The organism is Nitratireductor lacus, assembly GCF_056431025.1.
Map to the genome: position 1 here is coordinate 158100 of NZ_JBWKMB010000004.1, position 20749 is coordinate 178848.

The 20749-nt window shown below is 62.4% G+C and carries 19 protein-coding genes; 8 read left to right on the forward strand and 11 right to left on the reverse strand.

Annotated features, from left to right (window positions below; all coding sequences use genetic code 11):
- Window positions 1-3: 3 nt before the first annotated feature.
- The gene (locus AC07E3_RS05055) at window positions 4-1641 is read left to right on the forward strand and encodes a chloride channel protein (RefSeq protein ID WP_478360485.1); all 1638 of its coding nucleotides are present in this window, start codon (window positions 4-6) and stop codon (window positions 1639-1641) included.
- Window positions 1642-1814: 173 nt separating this feature from the next.
- Complete coding sequence (locus AC07E3_RS05060; RefSeq protein WP_336068041.1) at window positions 1815-2045, forward strand: hypothetical protein; 231 nt, start codon at window positions 1815-1817, stop codon at window positions 2043-2045.
- A gap of 3 nt (window positions 2046-2048) precedes the next feature.
- On the opposite strand, the gene AC07E3_RS05065 is transcribed toward AC07E3_RS05060, so the two are convergent.
- On the reverse strand, window positions 2049-2927 hold the full coding sequence (locus AC07E3_RS05065; RefSeq protein WP_336068038.1) for a dienelactone hydrolase family protein: 879 nt from the start codon (window positions 2925-2927) through the stop codon (window positions 2049-2051).
- Window positions 2928-3082: 155 nt separating this feature from the next.
- Between AC07E3_RS05065 and AC07E3_RS05070 the strand changes: the two genes are divergently transcribed.
- Together AC07E3_RS05070 and AC07E3_RS05075 are read left to right on the forward strand one after the other, a co-directional pair.
- Complete coding sequence (locus tag AC07E3_RS05070; RefSeq protein WP_478360486.1) at window positions 3083-3496, forward strand: MerR family transcriptional regulator; 414 nt, start codon at window positions 3083-3085, stop codon at window positions 3494-3496.
- A 114-nt stretch (window positions 3497-3610) separates the two neighbouring features.
- Window positions 3611-6109, forward strand: coding sequence for an ATP-dependent helicase (locus AC07E3_RS05075; protein WP_478360487.1), 2499 nt, complete (start codon window positions 3611-3613; stop codon window positions 6107-6109).
- Window positions 6110-6192: 83 nt separating this feature from the next.
- Here the strand turns inward: AC07E3_RS05075 and AC07E3_RS05080 are convergent, their stop codons facing one another.
- Together AC07E3_RS05080 and AC07E3_RS05085 are read right to left on the reverse strand one after the other, a co-directional pair.
- Window positions 6193-6723, reverse strand: a complete 531-nt coding sequence (locus AC07E3_RS05080; RefSeq protein WP_478360488.1) for a hypothetical protein — start codon at window positions 6721-6723, stop codon at window positions 6193-6195.
- A 127-nt stretch (window positions 6724-6850) separates the two neighbouring features.
- Window positions 6851-7216, reverse strand: a complete 366-nt coding sequence (locus tag AC07E3_RS05085; protein WP_336068026.1) for a DUF488 domain-containing protein — start codon at window positions 7214-7216, stop codon at window positions 6851-6853.
- Between the two features lie 281 nt (window positions 7217-7497).
- Here AC07E3_RS05085 and AC07E3_RS05090 point away from each other — a divergent pair, with 281 nt between their 5' ends.
- Genes AC07E3_RS05090 through AC07E3_RS05100 form a run of 3 tightly spaced genes read left to right on the forward strand, consistent with a single transcriptional unit; the run spans window position 7498 to window position 9159 of the window.
- A complete protein-coding gene (locus AC07E3_RS05090) occupies window positions 7498-7659 on the forward strand; it encodes a hypothetical protein (protein WP_478360489.1) in 162 nt (53 codons plus the stop codon).
- Window positions 7660-7695: 36 nt separating this feature from the next.
- The gene (locus AC07E3_RS05095; protein ID WP_478360490.1) at window positions 7696-8274 is read left to right on the forward strand and encodes an SCO family protein; all 579 of its coding nucleotides are present in this window, start codon (window positions 7696-7698) and stop codon (window positions 8272-8274) included.
- A 12-nt stretch (window positions 8275-8286) separates the two neighbouring features.
- On the forward strand, window positions 8287-9159 hold the full coding sequence (locus AC07E3_RS05100; RefSeq protein WP_478360491.1) for a 50S ribosomal protein L11 methyltransferase: 873 nt from the start codon (window positions 8287-8289) through the stop codon (window positions 9157-9159).
- An 80-nt stretch (window positions 9160-9239) separates the two neighbouring features.
- Here AC07E3_RS05100 and AC07E3_RS05105 read toward each other — a convergent pair whose 3' ends face one another.
- Entirely contained in the window at window positions 9240-9419 is a 180-nt protein-coding gene (locus AC07E3_RS05105) for a hypothetical protein (RefSeq protein WP_007007727.1), read from the reverse strand.
- Window positions 9420-9650: 231 nt separating this feature from the next.
- Between AC07E3_RS05105 and AC07E3_RS05110 the strand changes: the two genes are divergently transcribed.
- The gene (locus AC07E3_RS05110) at window positions 9651-11480 is read left to right on the forward strand and encodes an aminopeptidase P family protein (RefSeq protein WP_478360492.1); all 1830 of its coding nucleotides are present in this window, start codon (window positions 9651-9653) and stop codon (window positions 11478-11480) included.
- A gap of 7 nt (window positions 11481-11487) precedes the next feature.
- On the opposite strand, the gene AC07E3_RS05115 is transcribed toward AC07E3_RS05110, so the two are convergent.
- The 7 genes from AC07E3_RS05115 to ftsZ all read right to left on the reverse strand — a co-directional run bounded on the left by AC07E3_RS05115 (window position 11488) and on the right by ftsZ (window position 20723).
- Window positions 11488-11790, reverse strand: coding sequence for an AzlD family protein (locus AC07E3_RS05115; protein ID WP_065814960.1), 303 nt, complete (start codon window positions 11788-11790; stop codon window positions 11488-11490).
- The gene (locus tag AC07E3_RS05120; protein ID WP_478360493.1) at window positions 11787-12515 is read right to left on the reverse strand and encodes an AzlC family ABC transporter permease; all 729 of its coding nucleotides are present in this window, start codon (window positions 12513-12515) and stop codon (window positions 11787-11789) included. The genes AC07E3_RS05115 and AC07E3_RS05120 overlap by 4 nt, the downstream gene beginning before the upstream one ends.
- A gap of 81 nt (window positions 12516-12596) precedes the next feature.
- Window positions 12597-14708 (reverse strand): NAD-dependent DNA ligase LigA, encoded by a 2112-nt coding sequence (gene ligA, locus AC07E3_RS05125; protein ID WP_478360494.1) that lies wholly within the window; start codon window positions 14706-14708, stop codon window positions 12597-12599.
- 125 nt (window positions 14709-14833) lie between these two features.
- Window positions 14834-16507 (reverse strand): DNA repair protein RecN, encoded by a 1674-nt coding sequence (recN, locus tag AC07E3_RS05130; RefSeq protein WP_478360495.1) that lies wholly within the window; start codon window positions 16505-16507, stop codon window positions 14834-14836.
- Between the two features lie 276 nt (window positions 16508-16783).
- Window positions 16784-17626 carry an outer membrane protein assembly factor BamD gene (locus tag AC07E3_RS05135; protein WP_336068693.1) on the reverse strand — a complete coding sequence of 281 codons (843 nt, stop codon included), beginning with the start codon at window positions 17624-17626 and terminating at the stop codon, window positions 16784-16786.
- 170 nt (window positions 17627-17796) lie between these two features.
- On the reverse strand, window positions 17797-18735 hold the full coding sequence (lpxC, locus tag AC07E3_RS05140; protein ID WP_336068007.1) for a UDP-3-O-acyl-N-acetylglucosamine deacetylase: 939 nt from the start codon (window positions 18733-18735) through the stop codon (window positions 17797-17799).
- A gap of 308 nt (window positions 18736-19043) precedes the next feature.
- Window positions 19044-20723 carry a cell division protein FtsZ gene (gene ftsZ, locus AC07E3_RS05145; RefSeq protein WP_478360496.1) on the reverse strand — a complete coding sequence of 560 codons (1680 nt, stop codon included), beginning with the start codon at window positions 20721-20723 and terminating at the stop codon, window positions 19044-19046.
- Between the last annotated feature and the right edge of the window lie 26 nt (window positions 20724-20749).

Genomic DNA, 20749 nt, shown 5'->3' on the forward strand with positions numbered 1-20749 from the left:
GGCATGTCCCTGTTCAAGCTGATACAGCGCCTGCCACAGATTTTGCGTACCTGGATCGAGCCGAATGTCAGCGCCTTTCTTGAAGCGCGGCTACCGCTGGTCTGGCTCCTGTCGCTGCTTCTCGGGCTCGCAGTCGCGATTGCCGCCATCGCCTTTCGTGAGCTGATCGGCTTTTTCCAGCTCTTCTGGCTTGGCACGAGATCCGAACGCGTTTTTACCGCGGCTCTTGCCCTGCCCTGGTACTGGATCATGGCCGGGCCTGTGGTGGGCGGGCTTCTCGTCGGCATCCTGCTTACGCGCCTGGAAGCCCGGCGCACCGGCGCCGTGGCCGACGTGATCGAGGCGCGTGCATTGTCGGGGCGCAAACTTCGGTTTCGTGAAGGCCTGCTCTCTGCCTTCGTCACCGCCCTGTCGCTCGGCTCGGGCGCAAGCGCCGGACGCGAAGGGCCGGTGGTCCATCTGGGCGCGGTTCTGGCGACGGCGATTGCCTGGCGTGCCCATCTTCCGGAATGGTGCCGGCGCACCCTTCTGGGAGCAGGCGTTGCCAGCGCGATCTCCGCTTCGTTCAACGCGCCCATTGCCGGTGTCCTCTTTGCGCATGAAGTCATTCTCGGTCACTACGCCATGCGCTCCTTCGTGCCGATCGTCATCGCCTCGGCTGCGGGTGCGGTTGCATCGCGCCTGTGGTTCGGCAGCGCTGCCGCGTTTCTGGTACCGACACACCAGATCACCTCGTTCTGGGAGTTCCCCGCTTTCGCCCTTCTGGGCGTCACGGCTGCCGTGGTCGCGATCCTGTTCCAGTTCTCGCTTTTCGTTTCGGATTACGCGGCGCGGGGCATCCGCATCCCGCTCTGGACACGACCCGTCGTCGGCGGTCTCATCGTCGGCGGCATCGCCGTGGTGTTCCCGCATGTGCTCGGCGTGGGCTATGAGATAACCGACATGGCGCTGTGGAACCGCCTTCCGCTCATGACCATGCTGGCGCTGATCGTCGTCAAGACGGCAGCGACGTCCATCACGCTTGCAATGCGCTTCGGCGGCGGGATCTTCTCTCCCGCCCTCTTTCTGGGCGCGCTCACGGGCGGCGCGTTCGGCATCATCGCCGCCTCAGTCTTTCCCACCATGGCTTCGAGCGAAGGGCTTTACGCCATCCTCGGCATGGGAGCCGTCGCAGGTGCTGTCCTCGGCGCCCCCATCTCCACCACCGTCATCGTCTTCGAACTGACCGGCGGCTACGAACTCTCCATCGCGCTCCTGCTGACTGTCGCCGTCGCACATGGCATCACCCAGACCATCCACGGCCATTCCTGGTTCCAGTGGCAGCTTGAAATGCGGGGCCTGTTCCTTGTGGAAGGCCCTCACCGGGCTCTCGGCCAGACCATCCGCGTCATGGATTTCATGGAACCGCTGGATGAAGAAGACGAACCCGTCACCTACGACCCGGAAACCGGCGCTCCATCGCTCAGGCCAACCGATACGCTGGAGGCCTCTCTGCGCGCATTCGACAAGGGAGGCCATGACCGCCTGCCGGTGGTCGACCTGAAGGATTCTTCAAAGGTCATCGCCTTTGCGAGCCACGTCCGTGCGCTGCGCTTCTTCAACCGCGCGCTGGTGGACATGAGCGAGGAAGAGCACCGATAAGCGTTATCTTCCAGGAGCTTGGTCGCCCGAAGCGAGGAAGAAGGTTTTGTTAACCATACCGTCACGGCTAAAATCTTTGCACAAGTTTAACCATGTGCCGCGCTTGAAGCGCTCACGCCGCACGTCGACCATCCTTGGTAAACGCATTCGATTCGTAGGTGGCGGAAAGCCCGGTGTTGAACGAGGAAGCCAAAGCCCTGTCAGACGGTCTCGCGCACTCGCACGAGATCACGGACTATGACTTCTGGCGCGCGCTGAAATCCATCGAGGACGAACTCTACTGGCTCGAACGCAACCGCAGGCCGATCCCCATCGACCTGGTCTATGTCCGTGCCATCGTCCGCACCGCGCGCCAGAAGCGCCTCTTCATTGCCTGCGACCCGGCGCCCTTCGACTCATTCTGAGCTTCAGGACAGGTTTTCCTTGAGGAAGGTCACCGTTCTCTGCCAGGCAAGGTCTGCGGCTTCCTTGTCGTATCGCGCCTCCGACGTGTCGTTGTTGAAGGCGTGGTTTACCCCCTCATAGACATGGATGGTGAACGTCTTCCCCGCCCCTTCGAGCGCGGTGCGATAAGCATCGATACCCGCGTTGATCCGCTCATCGAGCCCCGCATAGTGGAGCAGCAGTGGCGCCTCGATCTTCGAGACCTCGCCCGCATCGGCCTGACGCCCGTAATAGGCAACGCCTGCATCGAGCTCGGGATCGTTGACGGCAAGCTCATTCACCAGCCCTCCGCCCCAGCAGAAGCCGATGGCGCCGACATTGCCATTGGTCGCATCATGCCCGGCAAGAAACGCCCGTGTCGCAACCGCGTTGCGCACGGTCTGGCCACCGTCGAGTTGGCCGATCATTTCGCGCGCCCTGTCCTCATCCTCCGGCGTGCCGCCGGACGGCGACAGGAAATCGGGCGCCAGCGCAACAAACCCTTCAAGCGCCATGCGTCGCGCCACATCGCGGATATGCGGGTTGAGACCACGGTTCTCGTGAATGACGATCACGGCCGGCAATTTCCGCTCCACCCCCGCAGGGCGGACGAGATAGCCCATCATCTCCCCGCCGTCGCCGGCATAGGTGATGTCTTCCGCGGTGATGCGCGCGTCGTCTTCGGCGACCATGGCAGCGCGCGCGGAATTCGCTGCGAGCATCGGCACGATGGCTGCGGCCGCGGCTCCGGAACCCGCCAGCTTCGTCAGTCTGCTCATGAAGGCGCGGCGGTCGAGTGTGAGATGCGTGTATTCGTCATAGGCGTCAATCATCGCCTGGGTGATCTTCGGCTGATCCTGCATGAATTCCCTCCCGTTCGCTGGTTGGTTCCCGCCGCTTTGCAAGGTAGGGCCCAGCTGGAAAAGGTCCATTCACAGCCGCGTGAGTGCGCGGCAGTCCTTCCACCTCCGGCGGGGACTTCCTATATTTGGCGCACACAAAAAAGGAGCGATGCCTCATGTGGTCCATCGGAGAACTGTCGAAGCGCGTGGGCGTGAAGGTGCCGACAATCCGGTACTACGAAGAGACGGGTCTGATCGAGCCGCCCGAACGCTCCTCCGGCAACCAGCGTCGCTATGGCAGGCAGGCCATGGAGCGCCTCGCCTTCATCCGTCATGCCCGCGACCTGGGTCTCGGCATCGACGCCATCCGCTCACTCATCGAACTGAGCGGCCACCCCGAAAAGCCGTGCGAGGCGGCCGACAGCATCGCGCGCGAGCATCTCGTAGAAGTGCGCAAACGCATAGCGCGCCTGCAAAGGCTCGAACTCGAACTGCAGCGCATTGTCGATAGCTGCGACAGCGGCGCGGTCTGCGACTGCCACGTTCTACGGGCACTCGCAGACCATTCGCTGTGCGAAAGCGAGCACTGATCCTCAGAACGGGCAGCTTTGCCGGCTGTCAGCATCTTGGTTCATGGGCCACAAACCGGTACAAATAGAAAACATCCTTGGGCTTTGGCCCCCGAATCACCATATGCAGGTCCGATGTCCGGCTTCCCTGACGATATACCGTTCTTCGATGAGGACGACCCGACCCCGCCTCCCCCGGCAGCGCAGAAACCTTCGGGCATTGCAGCGCGCGCCATGGCCGCGCGCTCGGGCGGTCCCGACACGCGCTATCTCGATGCGCTCAATCCCGAGCAGCGTCTTGCCGTGGAGACGACCGAAGGTCCCGTCCTGGTGCTCGCTGGCGCCGGCACCGGCAAGACACGGGTTCTGACCACCCGCATCGCGCATATTCTGGCCTCCGGCCGCGCCTATCCCTCGCAGATCCTCGCCGTGACCTTCACCAACAAGGCCGCCCGCGAGATGAAGCTGCGCATCGGCACGCTGGTGGGCGAGGCCATCGAGGGCATGCCGTGGCTCGGCACCTTCCACTCAATCGGCGTCAAGATCCTGCGCAAACATGCAGAACTTGCGGGCCTGAAGAGCTCCTTCACCATTCTCGACACCGACGACCAGATCCGCCTCCTGAAGCAGATCATCCAGGCAGAGGGGCTGGACGACAAGCGCTGGCCGCCACGCCAGTTCGCCCAGATGATCGATGGCTGGAAGAACAAGGGGCTCGCCCCGAAGGAGATCCCCGAGGGGGATGCGCGTGCCTTCGCCAATGGCAAGGGCCGCGAGCTTTACACCGCCTATCAGGAGCGCCTGAAGACGCTCAACGCCGTCGATTTCGGCGATCTCCTGTGCCATCCGATCCGCATTCTGCGCGACAATCCGGATGTGCTTTCAGAGTATCACCGCAGGTTCCGCTACATCCTCGTCGACGAGTATCAGGACACCAACACCGCACAATATCTGTGGCTGCGCCTCCTCGCCCAGCGCCCCAAGAGCACCGAACCGGTCAATATCTGCTGCGTCGGCGACGACGACCAGTCCATCTATGGCTGGCGCGGCGCGGAAGTGGACAACATCCTGCGCTTCGAGAAGGATTTTCCAGGCGCCGCCGTCATTAGGCTGGAGCGCAATTACCGCTCCACCGCGCATATTCTGGGCGCCGCCTCCCATCTCATCGCCAACAATGAAGGCCGCCTCGGCAAAACCCTCTTCACCGAGCATTCCGACCCCGACGACCCCAAGGTGAAGGTCCACGCCGCCTGGGATTCGGAAGAGGAAGCCCGCGCCGTCGGCGAGGAGATCGAGGCGCTTCAGGTGAAGGGCCACGCGCTCAACGACATCGCCATCCTCGTGCGCGCCTCCTTCCAGATGCGCGAGTTCGAAGACCGTTTCGTCACGCTGGGGCTCAACTACCGCGTCATCGGCGGCCCGCGCTTCTATGAGCGCATGGAGATCCGCGACGCGCTTGCCTATTTCCGCATCGTCGCGCAGGCGGCGGACGACCTCGCCTTCGAGCGCATCGTCAATGTGCCCAAGCGCGGGCTTGGCGAAGCCAGCGTCCGGCAGATTCACGATGTCTCGCGCATGCGCGAGGCCCCCCTCCTCCAGGCCGCGCGCGATCTCGTCGGCACGGAGGAGATGAAGCCCAAGCCGCGCGCCTCGCTGCGCACGCTTGTCGACAATATCGAGCGCTGGCAGGGCATGCTCGATCGCACGCCGCACACCGAACTTGCCGAGATCATCCTCGAGGAGTCCGGCTATACGGATATGTGGAAGAACGACCGCTCCGCCGAAGCGCCGGGCCGGCTGGAAAACCTCAAGGAGCTGATCCGCTCCATGGAGGATTATGACAGCCTGCGCGGCTTCCTGGAGCATGTGGCTCTCGTCATGGATGCCGAGCGCGACGAGGAACTCGACGCCGTCAGCCTGATGACGCTGCATTCGGCCAAGGGTCTCGAATTCCCCACCGTGTTCCTGCCCGGCTGGGAGGAAGGTCTCTTCCCCCACCAGCGCGCCCTCGATGAGGGCGGCCGCTCCGGCCTCGAGGAAGAGCGGCGGCTCGCGTATGTGGGCCTCACCCGCGCCAAGAAGAACCTGCATCTGTGGTTCGCCTCCAACCGGCGCATTCACGGCCTCTGGCAATCCACCATCCCCTCGCGCTTCCTCGACGAGCTTCCCGAAGCGCATGTGGATGTGGCCGAGGAAAGCAGCAGCTATGGCGGTTATTCCGCCGGTCAGCCCGGCCGGCCCAACCCCTATGGCAAATCCCGCTTCGACGATCAGGCCGCCTTTTCAAACAGCTACGCCACGCCCGGCTGGCAGCGTGCCCAGAAAAACCGGACCGAGGCGACGGCGCGCAACTGGGGCAACCGCTCCGGCCATCAGGTAGAGCGCATCGGCTATGGCGAGGCGGATTCTGGCTATGGCGCCGGACGCGGTTCGGTCAAGGGCCGCGTGATCGAAGGAGAGCTGGTCGCCAAATCCGTGTCCGACACCCCCTCTGCCTTCAAGGTCGGCGACCGGGTGTTCCATCTCAAATTCGGCAATGGCAATATCGCGGCAATCGAGGGCAACAAGCTCACCATCGATTTCGACAAGGCGGGCCAGAAGCGCGTGCTCGACGGCTTTGTCCAGCGGGTTTAGGCCCAGTACGGGAAAAGCAGGGATCGTCTCCCTGCCTGAAACGCCTGACAGCAGTGGTCCGGGCGAAAGTCGCCGACGCTTGGTCAGGCGGCTTCAGGCTTCACATACACAAACTTGCCGTCCGCATTCTTTTCGCGGTTGAGAACGCCCGTACGCGCATGGCGCGAAAGCGGTCCGGAAAACGCATTCGACTTGTAACGCATGCCAAACGCCTCCTGACAGCGGGCGACGATGTCGCCAATGGTCCGCGGCTCATCGAAAAAATCGCTCTCAAGCAGCTCGTTCAACGCAGAAACGGCGCCCTTTGCGCTATCGGTGGTTGTCTTGCGGCGCCCCGGGCGTGGCGTATTGCGCACGACATGCATCATACCCGGGCCTGCGATAAACTCGTTAATCCCACCTTCGGCGAAACCGCCGGCCTGCCCCTCGCGTTGCCCCAGCACCAGTTCGACCACACGCAGCTGGACAGCCTCCGATTCGAACTTGTTTACCGCCTCGGACAGCTCGGCAAGCTGCTGCTTTAACTTGTCGAAATCCTTGATCATGAATCCGCCCCGGCACCACGAACGCCCACGCTCCACGGGCGAACCGAGCACATATGTCTCCATAAGCATTCCGTGAGTCAAGAGTGCGGCAACGCCGTATAGGCTAAACGTCTACTCTGTGCCGGATATTCCCCTGATTTCCGGCGAACAGATTGTCGGCACGCGTCAAATGCAATTGTAAATTGAGAACACATTGTCAGGAGTCGTCATCTTCCTGCAGGAATTGACGAACGATCACCGCCTGATTCCGGTCACGGTCCGTAGCGGAGAACAACAGTGTCAGAGGTCCTTTCCTGGCCGCCTCCCTCAATTGTTCGAGCCATTCTTCACGGCCGGCCAGTTCCTCCCGGTATCGCTGACGGAACGTTTCCCAGCGCCCGGGCTCGTGGGCATACCATTTGCGCAGTTCATGGCTGGGGCCGATCTCCGGCATCCACGCGTCAAGTGCTGCGCGTTCCTTGCTGATACCACGCGGCCATAGGCGATCAATCAGGATCCGCCTTCCATCGCGGTCCTCCACCGGGTCATAGATGCGCTTCAGTCGAATATCGGAAATCGCCATGACGTTCCTCCCGGCTAGGGTCATATTAATAGGTCCTGACCCTGGCTTCTCGATGCAATCGATCACACCTCAGGATTGAAGATCAAGGCAATCCTTTCCCAACCATGTCTCAGTAAAGTGCGTATGTGGGGTTGAACCCGTCCCCATAGCCACATGGCAACATACAACCTCAACCCTGAACCTCCCGTCGGCCTCCAGGCGACGGGAGGTTTTCTTCATGACCATCCCTTGCGACAAGATGGGGCTTTGCATACGGTCCGGACTTGCGCGTAATATGGGCCATGAAAATAGAGCACCCCCGGCACACAGCCATCTGGTTCAAACTGGGCGCGGCGACACTGCTCCTGGCCGCATTCACCGGGCTGGCCTTTGCCATGTGGCTGGAAAACGGGGCCGGCATTTTTCTCGCACTCGTCGAGTCCGGGTTGTCCTGGTGCTTTTGACGCCATCTTTCAGCATTTCGTTTCGGGTAAACTTCAATGATGCGCTCCATCCTTATCGGCATCCTGGCGGTCATGGCCGTCGGCGTCGGGCTTCTCACCTTCCAGTGGTATCAAAAACAGAGTTCGGGCGAAGCCTTCGGCGTGCCGTTCGAACTGGTCGATCAGGATGGCAACCCGATCACCGAAGCCGCCTTCAGGGGCGGGCCTCGCGTCGTCTTCTTTGGTTTCACGCATTGCCCGGAAGTGTGCCCAACCACCCTTTTCGAACTCGATGGCTATCTCGAACAACTGGGCGATGAAGCCGCCGACATCAAACCCTATTTCGTTTCCATTGACCCGGAGCGCGATACCCCCGAGGTTATGAAGACCTATCTGTCGAATTTCTCGGACCGCATCACCGGCATCACCGGTGACCCGGAAGAAGTCGCCGCCATGGCCAAGGGGTTCTCCATCTATGTGCGCAAGGTCGAGCTGGAAGATGGCGACTACACGATGGATCACACCGCCTCGATCCTGCTGCTCGACAGCGATGGCGACTTTTTCGGCACGATCGCCTATGAAGAAAACAGTGAAACTGCCATCGCCAAGCTGAAGCGTCTGGCAAACGAAACCTGACACCGGAAATTCATGGGCCAGACACGACTTTTCCTGACGGCGCCGCGCGAGCAGGCCGAATCGATCTTCTCTATTCTCGACGCGCATTTTGAAGATGACGGGCTGCCGATCAGCATATTCGAGCCGGAGGAAGACAGCGGTATCTTCCAGATCTCGATCTACACCGAAGACGACGCCGACAGCCTGGAACAAAGGGTGCTGGAAAGCCTTGCAGATGTTTCGCCCCTTCCCCTGCTAGAGCGCGAGGACGTTCCGGAGATCGACTGGGTCAGTCATTCTCTGGAGGGGCTGCGCCCGGTTCGCGTCGGCCGCTTTCTGGTTCACGGCAGCCATGACCGGCATTTGCAGCGCATCGGCGACATCGCAATAGAAATCGATGCAGGCCTCGCCTTCGGCACGGGCCATCACGGAACGACCGCCGGCTGCCTCAGTGCGCTCGCCCATATCCTCAAAAGCGAGCACCCGCGCAACGCGCTGGACCTGGGCACCGGCAGTGCCGTGCTGGCCATTGCAATTGCCAGGAGCGCCCGCATTCCTGTTCTGGCGACCGACATCGATCCCGTGGCCACCGAAGTTGCCAGAACGAACGTTCGTCTCAATGGCGTTGCCGGACTGGTCGAGGCACACACGGCGCCCGGTTTTCATCACAGTGTTTTCGCGCGCGAGAAGCCATTTGACCTGATCGTCGCCAACATCCTTGCCCGTCCGCTGATGGCACTCGCGCCGGCGATGGCGCAGCACCTCACCTCTGGTGGCTCACTCGTATTGTCGGGCATTCTGGAGCGCCAGAGACGCGCGGTCGTGGCAGCCTATGGCGGACAGGGTTTCCGCCATGTGCGCACGCAGGCGCGCGAAGGCTGGGTCACCATCCATATGAAGCGCTGACGGAGCGCAGCGCCTGCACCAACAAAAAACCCCGAAAGCAGAGCTTTCGGGGTTTTGACAGAAACGCTGCGTCCAGCGGATCAGAACATGTGCGACACGCTGCGGCTGCGCTTGAGTTCGTCACGGTTGTAGCCGTGCGCGCGCAGGGTTTCGTCGTCCAGCATCAGAAGCGCGCCGTTGACATAGCTCCGGACCTGCTTCTGACGAGCTTCGATCAGCGCGTCGAATGCGCCGCGGAAAAAGCCACGCTTTTGGGCCATCTGATATCTCCTTGAATGTTTGCAACGGAAGTACCGTTGTCCATGGCCCTATAAATAAGCCCGCGAAGCCCGTGCAACCAGCGCCGATTGCGCATGGCTACCATCTGATTTTGCATTGCAGCAAAGCAATTGTGCAGTGCGACATAAACATTCTGTTGTCGGAAAGACGTTCCGCTTCCTGAGACCATGCTATAGGTTCGAGCCGATTTTCAGACGAAGCGGCAAGGTTCCATGTTTCAATCTTTTGACGTTACCGCCGACCCGAGCCAGGGCATCACGCGCGTTGGCCAACTGCGCAGGGCGCTGGCGAAAGCAGGCCTCGACGGCTATCTGGTTCCCCGTGCAGACGAACATCAGGGTGAAGATGTCGCCCCGTCCTCCGAGCGGCTTGCGTGGCTGACGGGCTTCACCGGATCGGCAGGCGCGGCACTGGTCCTCAAAGATCGTGCCATTCTCTTTGTCGACGGCCGCTATACGCTTCAGGCGGCCGAGCAGACCGATCCATCGATCTTCACCGTTGAAAGCCTGATAGACACCCCGCCGCGCGAATGGATCGCCAGGAACGCACCCACGGGCAGCCGCATCGGTTTTGATCCATGGCTGCACACCGTCGCCGAGCTGCGGGCCCTGCGCGACAAAGCCAGGGCACGCAGCATCGAGCTCGTTCCGGTAGACGACAACATGATCGACGGCATCTGGGAGGATCGCCCCTCTCCACCGCTGGCACAGGCCCGCATTCAGTCGAAGGACTATGCTGGCGAGCTCGCCACCGCAAAGCTGGAACGCATGGCGAAGGCCATACGCGAAGCCGGCGCCGACTGCACCGTCCTCACCGACCCGTCATCGATTGCCTGGGCATTCAACATTCGTGGACAGGATGTGCCGCATACGCCCCTGGCCCTTGGCTTCGCCATTCTCCCCGTGGACGGGCGCCCGCTGCTTTTCCTCGACAGACGCAAGCTCGACCGTGAAACCGAGGCCTATCTGACACAGCTCGCCGATCTGAAGGCGCCATCCACGCTGGAGGCAGAGCTTTCCCGCTGCGCAAAGAGCACCGGTTCAATCGGCCTTGATCCCTCGCTCGCTGCAGAACGTCTGCGGTTGGTTGTGGAAGAAGCCGGCGGAAGCGTCATCGATCTTGACGATCCCGCCCGTCTCCCCCGGGCAATCAAGAACGCAACGGAGCTTGAAGGCGCACGCACCGCCCATCGCCGGGACGGCGTTGCCATGGCCCGTTTTCTCTCATGGCTCGACCGGCAGGAGCCGGGCACGGTCGACGAGATCAGCGCGGTACGAAAGCTGGAGGAAAGCCGGGCCGAGACGGGTCAGAGCCTGCAGATGCCCCTGCGCGACATTTCCTTCGATACGATATCCGGCGCGGGTCCCAATGGTGCGATCATCCATTATCGCGTCACGACGAAGACCAACCGTACCCTTGCCGCAAACGAGCTCTATCTGGTCGATTCCGGCGCACAGTATGAGGATGGAACCACAGACATCACCCGGACGGTCATCATCGGCCGTCCAGGCGAGGAAATGCGCGAGCGCTACACGCGGGTTCTGAAGGGCCTCATCGCGCTCTCCACCATACGCTTTCCCAAAGGCACACGCGGCATGGACCTCGATCCGTTCGCCCGCCACGCCTTATGGCAGGCAGGTCTCGACTATGCGCACGGCACCGGGCATGGCGTCGGTTCCTACCTTGCCGTCCATGAAGGCCCGCAGCGCATCGCCAGAACAGGAACGCAGGTTCTGGAAGCAGGCATGATCCTGTCCAACGAACCCGGCTACTACAAGCCCGGCAGCTATGGGATCCGGCTTGAGAACCTGATCGTGGTGGAGCCGGCCTCCGCCATTCCCGGCGGAGAGATCGACATGCACGGTTTCGAAACGCTGACTTTGTGCCCCTTCGACCGCCGCCTGATCGACCCCGGTATGCTGTCACCGCAGGAGCGCGACTGGCTCGACACCTATCATGCCCGCGTGCGGGAAACGCTTGCACCGCTGCTCGACGGTGAAACGCTCGACTGGCTCGAAAAGGCAACGGCCCCGTTGGACTGACGGCGCCTTACTGCCCGGTCAGGTGGCGGAGCAGAATGAGCACCGCTGCCGCGGAGAGAAACATCGGCATCATGCCGCCGGCAACAAGCGAGACGACGACGCCGGTCGCCAGCGCGGCGATTTCGGGTATGCCGCCATTCATCGCCGCCGGCGCCACCAGCGTGGTCAGAACAGCGGCGGGAACGGCGTTCAGCCCGGCCTCGACGCGCGGATGAATGCGCTCGAACCGCGACAGCACCATGTGGCCGCCGATGCGCGTCAGGAAGGTCAGCACCGCGCCAGCAAGTATGATCCAGACCGTCGTGCTCATGAGCTCTCCTCACGCCCGCGCGCGTTCGGTGCCATGACCGCCGCCAGCGCCACACCCGCAATGGCGCCGATGGAAACATGCCAGGGAGAGCCGACCGTGGAATAGGCAAGCATGGAAACCGCCGCGCTCATCAGCACGACCGGTAGCCAGAACGAGCGCTTGCGAAAGCTCATGACGAGGCCAAGGAAATAGATCGGCAGCAGGAAGTCGATGCCAAGCGCATGCGCATCGGGCAATAGATTACCAAACAGCGCACCGAGCCAGCCTTCCACCACCCAGCAGAGATAAAGCGGCAGCGCCGCTCCCATATACCAGCCGAACGTGATCCTGCCATGCGTTTCGCTGCGCCGCTCGGCCTCGGCGAAAACGGGATCGGCCAGAAGAAAGAAACCCAGCAGCCGCTGCACCGGCCCCCAATGGGCAATGCGCCGGCCGGTGGTGGCCGAGTAGAGAACGTGACGGAAGTTGACGGCAAGGATCGACAGCACAATCAGCCACGGCGCAACCTTCTGGCCGAAGAGATCGATCCCCACCATCTGGCTGGCGCCCGCGAATACGGTCGCGCTCATCAACACGGCTTCGAACACGGTCAGACCGTTCTCGACCGCCAGCGCTCCGAACAGGAAGCCGAACGGCAACGCCGCGACCACCACGGGCACGCTGTCGCGCACCCCTTGCGCAAAATCGCGCGGGCGCGCGCTTTCCTTGGCAATGTCGGCAGTCATCATCCCTCCAGAGGTCTGAAATCTAGGTCAACAGGACTGACCAGTCACATGAATTCCGTTGAGCCACGCATCAGCGGCAGTTTACGCCCCCACCCGCTCGAACCAGGCGTCCTCGTCGATAACCTCCACGCCGAGATCCGCGGCCTTCTTCAGCTTTGATCCCGCACCGGGCCCGGCAACCACCAGATCCGTCTTCTTGGACACGGACCCTGCCACCTTCGCCCCCAGCCGTTCGGCCATGGCCTTGGCTTCGTCGCGCGACATGCGCTCCAGCGCGCCGGTAAACACGATGGTCTTGCCGGCAACGGGCGAATCCATCGCTGGCCGTTCCGCCTCCTGCACATCGATTTCGCCGGCCAGCGCCTCCACCAGTTCGCGGTTGTGTGCCTCGCCAAAGTAGTGTGCCAGCGAATCGATCACCGCATCGCCGATGTCATCCAGCGCGTCCATTTCCTCGCGCGCCTGCGCGTCGCCATTGGCCACCGCCAGCACGGCATCGTGGAACTCCTGCCAGGAGCCATAGGCCCGCGCCAGCGTCTTCGCCGTCTGCTCGCCCACATGGCGAATGCCGAGCGCATAGATGACCCGCTCCAGCGCGATGGAGCGCCGCGCCTCGATGGCGTCGAACAGGTTGGCGGCCGAGGTCGCGCCCCACCCTTCCTTGTCCTTCAGCTTCTTGAGATTGTCGCCATCGCGCCTTGCGAGCGTAAAAATGTCGCCGGGCGCCTTCACCGGCAGATCGGGATCGTTGAAGAAGAACTCGATCTGCTTGTCGCCCAGCCCGTCAATGTCGAAGGCGCGCCGCGACACGAAGTGGCGCAGATGCTCGACCCGCTGGAACGGGCAGGCAAATTCGCCTGAACAGCGGCGCACCACGCCCTCCGCGCCCGAGCCGATCCCCTCGCGCACCACCGGCGTCTTCAGTTCGCATGGGCACACGCTCGGAAACTCGAAAGCCTGCGCATCCGCCGGTCGCTTCTCCTCGATCACGCCAAGGATCTGCGGGATCACATCGCCCGCGCGCTGCACCGTCACCGTGTCGCCGATCATCACGCCCAGCCGTTCGATCTCTTCGGCATTGTGCAGCGTTGCATTGGTCACCACCACACCGCCCACCGTGACGGGCTCGAGCCGCGCAACAGGCGTCAGCGCGCCCGTGCGGCCCACCTGAATGTCGATCCCGTTCAGAATGGTCGTCGCCTTCTCGGCAGGAAATTTGTGGGCGATCGCCCAGCGCGGGCTGCGCGACACGAAGCCCAGCCGCTGCTGCAGCGCCAGATCGTCCACCTTGTAGACCACGCCGTCGATGTCGTAGGGCAGCGTCGCCCGCCTTTCCTCGATCATGCGGTATTGCGCCAGAAGCGCCTCCGCGCTCTCGCACCGCTTCATCAGATCGTTGACGCGAAAGCCATAGCGCTCCAGCGCCGCCACCATGCCCGTCTGCGTGTCGGACGGCATGTCGGAGACCTCACCCCAGGCATAGGCGAAGAATTTGAGCGGCCGCGCGGCCGTCACGGAGGAGTCCAGCTGGCGCAGCGAGCCTGCCGCCGTGTTGCGCGGGTTCACATAGGTCTGCTTGCCCGCTTCCTCCTGCCTCTTGTTAAGCGCGAAAAAGTCGGCATGGGTCATGTAGACCTCGCCGCGCACCTCGATCACCTCGGGCGGCTCTCCATCGAGCACATTGGGAATATCCGTCACGGCCCGCGCATTGGCCGTCACGTTCTCGCCTTCCTGCCCGTCTCCGCGAGTCGCAGCCGAAACGAGCCGCCCCTTTTCGTAGCGCAGGGAAAGCGAAAGACCGTCGATCTTCGGCTCGGCCGTCATCGCCACCGGCGCATCCGCGTCGAGTTTCAGATAGCGACGGATGCGCGCCACGAAATCGACCACATCCTCATCGGAAAACGCGTTGTCGAGCGAAAGCATCGGCACCTTGTGCCGCACCTTCTCGAACTTTTCCGAGATGGGAGCGCCCACACGCCGGGAAGGCGAATCCTCCCGCACCAGTTCGGGAAAGCGCTGCTCGATGGCCAGATTGCGCCGCCGCAGCGCATCATATTCCGCATCCGAAATCGTCGGCGCGTCTTCGGCATGATAGCGTTTGTCGTGCCCGGCAATCTCCTGAGCGAGCTTTTCAAGCTCGTCCCTGGCTTGGGCTTCCGTCAAACTGTCAACGGCTTGCTTGGCTTTGGGCATGACAACATATCCGGATGTGAACTGGAGCGCAGTTTAGTCTATCCGCGCGCGGTTTTGGCAGCCGTCTTTTTACGCGGCTCATCCCTGCTGACAAGGCCAGCCAAAAACCCTTGAACAGGAACCGTTCAGGAAACCGCTTCACTGCCCCTGAGCAGGCGTTGGGCGGCAGCGCGCGCCTCGTCGGTCACGGTGGCACCCGCCAGCATGCGGGCAATTTCCTCCTGCCTGGCATCGGTGTCCATGACCGAAACCCCGGTGGCGACCCGGTCGGTGCCGCCGCTCTTGGCGATGAGATAGTGTGTACCTGCGCGCGCGGCCACCTGTGGCGCATGGGTCACCGAAAGCACCTGGATACGCTCGGCGAGCCGCGCGAGACGCTGCCCGATGGCATCCGCCACGGCACCGCCGACACCCGTATCGATCTCGTCGAACACCAGCGTTGGCGCCGATCCGCGATCCGCCAGCACCACCTTGAGTGCGAGAAGAAAGCGCGAGAGCTCGCCGCCGGAGGCCACTTTCATCATCGGCCCTGCCCGCGTGCCGGGGTTGGTGCGCACCCAGAATTCCACGTGGTCGATGCCTTCCTCGCCGCGGTCGTCGGCTTCCGTGGAAATCTCGACAATGAACTCCGCACGCTCGAGCTTCAGGGCCGGCAGCTCAGCCATCACCGCCCTGCTGAGAGAGGCTGCTGTCTCGCGGCGCAATTGCGACAGCGCCGCCGCCGCAGCGTCATAAGTGCCGACTGCCGCCCTGGCTTCCTGCTCCAGCACTGCCAGCCGCTCTTCGCCAGCGTCCAGCTCATCCAGATCGCCCACCATGCGGGCGCAGAGCTCGGCGAGGTCGTCCACCTGCACATTGTGTTTGCGGGCAACGGCGCGCAGCGCAAAAAGCCGCTCTTCCGTGTCTTCCAGACGCTGCGGATCGAATTCCGTAGCCCGCATCGCCTCATCCACGGCAGATTGTGCCGCATCGAGCGAAAGCAGGGCCGAATCAAGCGGCTCGATGATCCCGTCCAGCAGACCAGGCGCATCCTGCGCCTTGCGCTGCAGCCGGCGCAAAAGGCTTGAAAGCTGCGACACCGGCGAGGCATTGCCGGACAGCACCTCCTGTGCATCGGAAATGTCGCTGGCGATCTTTTCCGCGCGCATCATCCCTGCGCGCTCCTCGGCCAGCACCGCCTCTTCATCAGGTCGCGGGTCGAGCTTGGAAAGCTCCTCGACCGAGGCTCTCAGAAAATCGGCCTCCCGCGCCGCCGCTTCGACACGCGCCCTGTGCCGCGCCAGGTCCTGCTCGCATTTGCGCAGGTCACGCCATGCAAGCCGCACCCGCGCGACAGCCTCGCCATGCCCGCCGAAAGCATCGAGGAGATCGCGGTGAATACCTGCGTCCACCAGCGCGCGCTCGTCATGCTGCCCGTGGATCTCCACGAGCTGGCGTCCCACCTGCCGCATCAGCGCCACGCTGGAGGGCTGATCGTTGATGAAGACGCGCGTGCGCCCGTCGGCGCTCTGCACACGGCGCAGAATGATGTCGCCCTCATCGTCGATCGCGTTCTCCGCCAGCACCGCGCGAACAGGGTGAGAGCCCGGCAGATCGAACACGGCGATAACCTGCCCCTGATCCGCCCCATGACGCACCAGCGAAGCGTCGCCGCGCCCGCCGAGCGCCAGCGAAAGAGAATCGAGAAGAATGGATTTGCCGGCACCGGTTTCACCGGTCAGCACCGAGAGCCCCCCGGAGAAATCCATGTCGAGGCGTTCAATCAGGACGATATCGCGGATCGACAGGTGAGATAGCATGGTGAGGGTCAGGACCTGTTGATATGGCCGTAATGGTCGGCCTGATTTGTGCGGATACGCGAAGCAAGGCTGCAGGAAGACTTATTGTCTTTCAAGGCCTTGCGACAAAGTAATCCGTGCAAATAAGGCCGATCCGAAGGACGTTCGATAGACCGGCGACCTGCCGCGTCAAACACCTTGACCGGGGGGAAGACCCCGCTCTGCGGGCTTTTCCTTGCATCTCGTGGTCTATCGAACGCCATTGCGACCATATCAACAGGTCCCGACCCTAATGCGTCAGCCGCCCAGAATCGCTGCCCCAGCCTTGGAGATCCACGAACCGGCATTCTCGCGCGGTTCCAGTCCGCCAGACTGCAGCAGGGCGTAGGAGTCCTTGTACCAGTCGCTGTCCGGGAAGTTATGCCCCAGAACGGCAGCGGCCGTCTGCGCTTCCGAGACGAGCCCCATGGCGTAATAGGATTCCGTCAGACGTGCCAGCGCTTCCTCGACATGGCGCGTGTTGGGATAGCTCTCCACCACACCACGGAAGCGGCGCACGGCGGCGACATACTCGCGGCGCTCGAGATAATAGCGTCCGATCTGCATTTCCTTGCCTGCGAGCTGGTCGCGGGAGAAGCGGATTTTGGCCTGCGCATCCTCGACATATTCTGAATCGGGCCAGCGCTGCACCACCTCTTCCATCGCTTCCAGCGTACGGCGTGCCTCGCGCTGATCCTGCGTCACGTCGCGAATCTGGCGGAAATAGCTCAGTCCCACGAGATACTGCGCATAGGCCGCATCGTCCGTGGTGGGATAAAGCGCCACATAGCGCTTGCCGCCATTGATCGCTTCATCGTAGTTGCCCTGCCGGTAGTTGGCGAAGGTGTTCATCACCATCGCCTTGCGGGCATACTCTGAATAGGGATGCTGCCTGTCGATGGATTCGAATTTCGCGCTCGCCTCTTTCAGGCGGCCTGCATTCATGTTCGCCAGTGCCTGATTGTAAAGCACGTCAGCCGGATCGGTCTGCTCGACATAGGTCGACAGGTCCAGATCCTTCTCCGCATTGCATGCAGAAAGAAGAAGCGAAACGCCAAGCAGCGAAGCTGTCGTAACGGCAGCTCTGCCTGTTCTGGTCATGCCGGCAACAAAAGTTGAACGCATTTCGCCTCTCGCAAACGGAAACTCGATTTCGGAACGCAGTCATAGAGCATATGACCGCCACGCGGCAACGCTATTGCCCGCCAATCGTACAATTTTGTGGCGTTTGACGAGGAAAGACCGTTCGCAAATGCAGCAAAAAGCGGATTTCAGAGTGTCCAGGGCGCGTAGACCGGCGCACTCACCGCCACCATTTCAGCCCGGCGTCCCTGCTCACGGCGTGTCGTCTCGACAATCTCGTAGGCAGAACGGTCGGTCAGAAGATGACGCAGAGCCGCTGCATTGAGCCGGTGCCCGCCGCGATAGGAACGGAAGCAGCCGATGAAGCGTGCGCCTGCAAGAGCCAGATCGCCAACTGCGTCGAGCATCTTGTGGCGGACGAACTCGTCGGAATAGCGCAGGCCTTCCATATTGATGACCTTGTGGTCTTCGCCAATCACGACCGAGTTCTCCAGAGAAGAGCCCAGCGCATAGCCGGCAGCCCACAACCGTTCGACATCCTTGATGAAACCGAACGTGCGTGCGCGCGCAACCTCCTGCCGGAAGTTGGCTGCATTGAGATCGAGGCCGAGCGACTGACGGCCAATGGCCGGCGTGTCGAAGTCGATTTCGACCTCGAAGCGCGTTCCGTCATAAGGGCGGAATTCCGCCCATGAGCCGCCATTGTCGATCCGCACGGGCTTCACGACGCGAATATAGCGCCGCTTGACGGGGAGCGTGGCAATACCCGCCTGCTCGAACGCGTCGACAAAACCAATGGCGCTGCCGTCGAGAACAGGCACCTCGCTTCCATCGATTTCAATCGCTACATTGTCGATGCCGACAGCCAGAAGGGCAGCCATCAGGTGCTCGACGGTTGCGACGAACTCCCCGCGTGCATCACCAAGGGCAGTACAGAGATCGGTCTGGCAGACCTCGGAAGCGAGCGCGCGAATCACACGGCCGGTACCGGCCTCGTCGATTCGCTGGAAAACGATACCCGTGTCGGGTTCGGCGGGGGAGAAATGAATGGAGACGGGCTTGCCGCTATGGACACCGATGCCCGAGAGCGAGCAGCGCGCTTTGAGTGTCGTCTGATATTCGAGCAAAATGGTCCCCGTGTGCTCTTCAAGGCCTGCGCTGTTTCAGCGCCGGCGTGTCCAACGTTTCAGGACGACACCCCCAAAATGCGTCCCACACCCCACCTTTAATCGCAACGAAAGATAATGTTGCCGAATACAGACTCCAAATCACGGTTTCTTACTCGATGTTACGGCATAAGAAAAATACGAATGTCGTATAACTTTCTGAATTATTTACGGAATTTTAACAAAAAGGGGGATGCGTCGCATCCCCCCATCGAACATATGTAACAGTTTCTATTGCCCGGAGCATCGGACCTGAAAGTGGAAGCGCTCTAGTTGGCTTGCCGGCGAAGGAACGCGGGAATCTCCAGGTGATCGTCTTCCTGCACATTGCGCGGCTGTGTGGTGAGACGGCCATGTTCATCCAGGCGTCCCTGACGCGGTGCGTAGAGCTGCCCCTCGTTTTCGGGCGTGCGGCGCGGCTGAGGCGTCGCCTGACGCAGCTTCGGCTCACGCGGCTGCTCCACATAGCCCTGCTCGCCGTCGCGGCGGGAAAGGCCGTGCGTAAGCCGCTTGATGAGCCCCATCGGACCGCGATCCTCATGTTCCTGCGTCTTGGCTTCCATCTCGGCCTTCACGACCGGCGGGAAGTCTTCCACACGTGGCATGCGCGGCGCGGAAAACTGCTCTTCCTCAACACGCGTCTGCTGCTGCGGCGGCTGGGACTGAACCTGCTCGGCTGCCGGAGCCAGCCTGGGTGCCGGTGCAGGGGTACGCGGAGCCGGCTGAACCGGCTGGGCACCACGGAAAAGCGAGCTCTGCGGCTGGAAACCGCCATTGGTTGCTGCCGGGCGCGGTGCGGGCGCAGGAGCCGGCGTGGGCTCTGATGCCACACGTTCTGCCTGGCGAATCGCGTCTGCCACGGGATCGGCAGCGACAGGCTGCGGCTTCGCTTCGACAGCGGCTGCCGCCGGGCGCTGAGTTTCGATGGCGCGGGGCTGCTGCACCGGGCGCGTCGCGGTAGCGGGTGCGGAAATTTCCGCTGCGGACTTGTCGATGCCAGTCGCCACCACGGAGACGCGGATAACGCCTTCCAGGTCCTCGTCGAAGGTCGCGCCGAGAATGATGTTCGCGTCCGGATCCACTTCCTCGCGGATGCGGGTTGCTGCCTCATCCACCTCGAACAGTGTGAGATCACGACCGCCGGTAATCGAGATCAGAAGGCCGCGCGCGCCCTTCATGGAGCTCTCGTCCAGCAGCGGGTTGGCGATTGCCGCCTCGGCAGCGGCCATTGCACGGCCCTCGCCGGAAGCCTCACCCGTGCCCATCATGGCCTTGCCCATCTCGCGCATCACCGAGCGAACGTCGGCGAAGTCGAGGTTGATCAGGCCTTCCTTGACCATCAGGTCGGTGATGCAGGCGACACCCGAATAGAGCACCTGGTCGGCCATCGCGAAAGCGTCGGCGAAGGTGGTCTTGTCATTGGCGATGCGGAAGAGGTTCTGGTTCGGAATGACGATCAGCGTATCGACGCACTTCTGCAGTTCCTCGATGCCGGCTTCCGCCGTCTTCATGCGGCGCTGGCCTTCGAAGTGGAACGGCTTGGTGACGACGCCAACGGTCAGGATGCCCTTCTCGCGGGCAGCGCGCGCCACAACGGGCGCAGCACCCGTGCCGGTGCCGCCGCCCATGCCGGCGGTCACGAAGCACATATGGGTCGAGGACAGGTGATCGACCAGCTCGTCGATGCATTCTTCGGCGGCGGCCTTGCCGACTTCCGGCTGCGAACCGGCACCCAGTCCCTCGGTCACGGCAGCGCCGAGCTGGATCAGGCGCTCGGCCTTGGACTGGGTCAGCGCCTGTGCGTCGGTATTGGCGACGACGAACTCGACGCCCCGCAGGCCCGCATTGATCATGTTGTTGACGGCATTGCCGCCCCCGCCCCCGACACCGAACACGGTGATGCGTGGCTTCAGCTCGGTAATATCCGGCTTCTGCAGATTGATAGTCATTGTCCTCGTCCTTTCCGCCTTTGCCG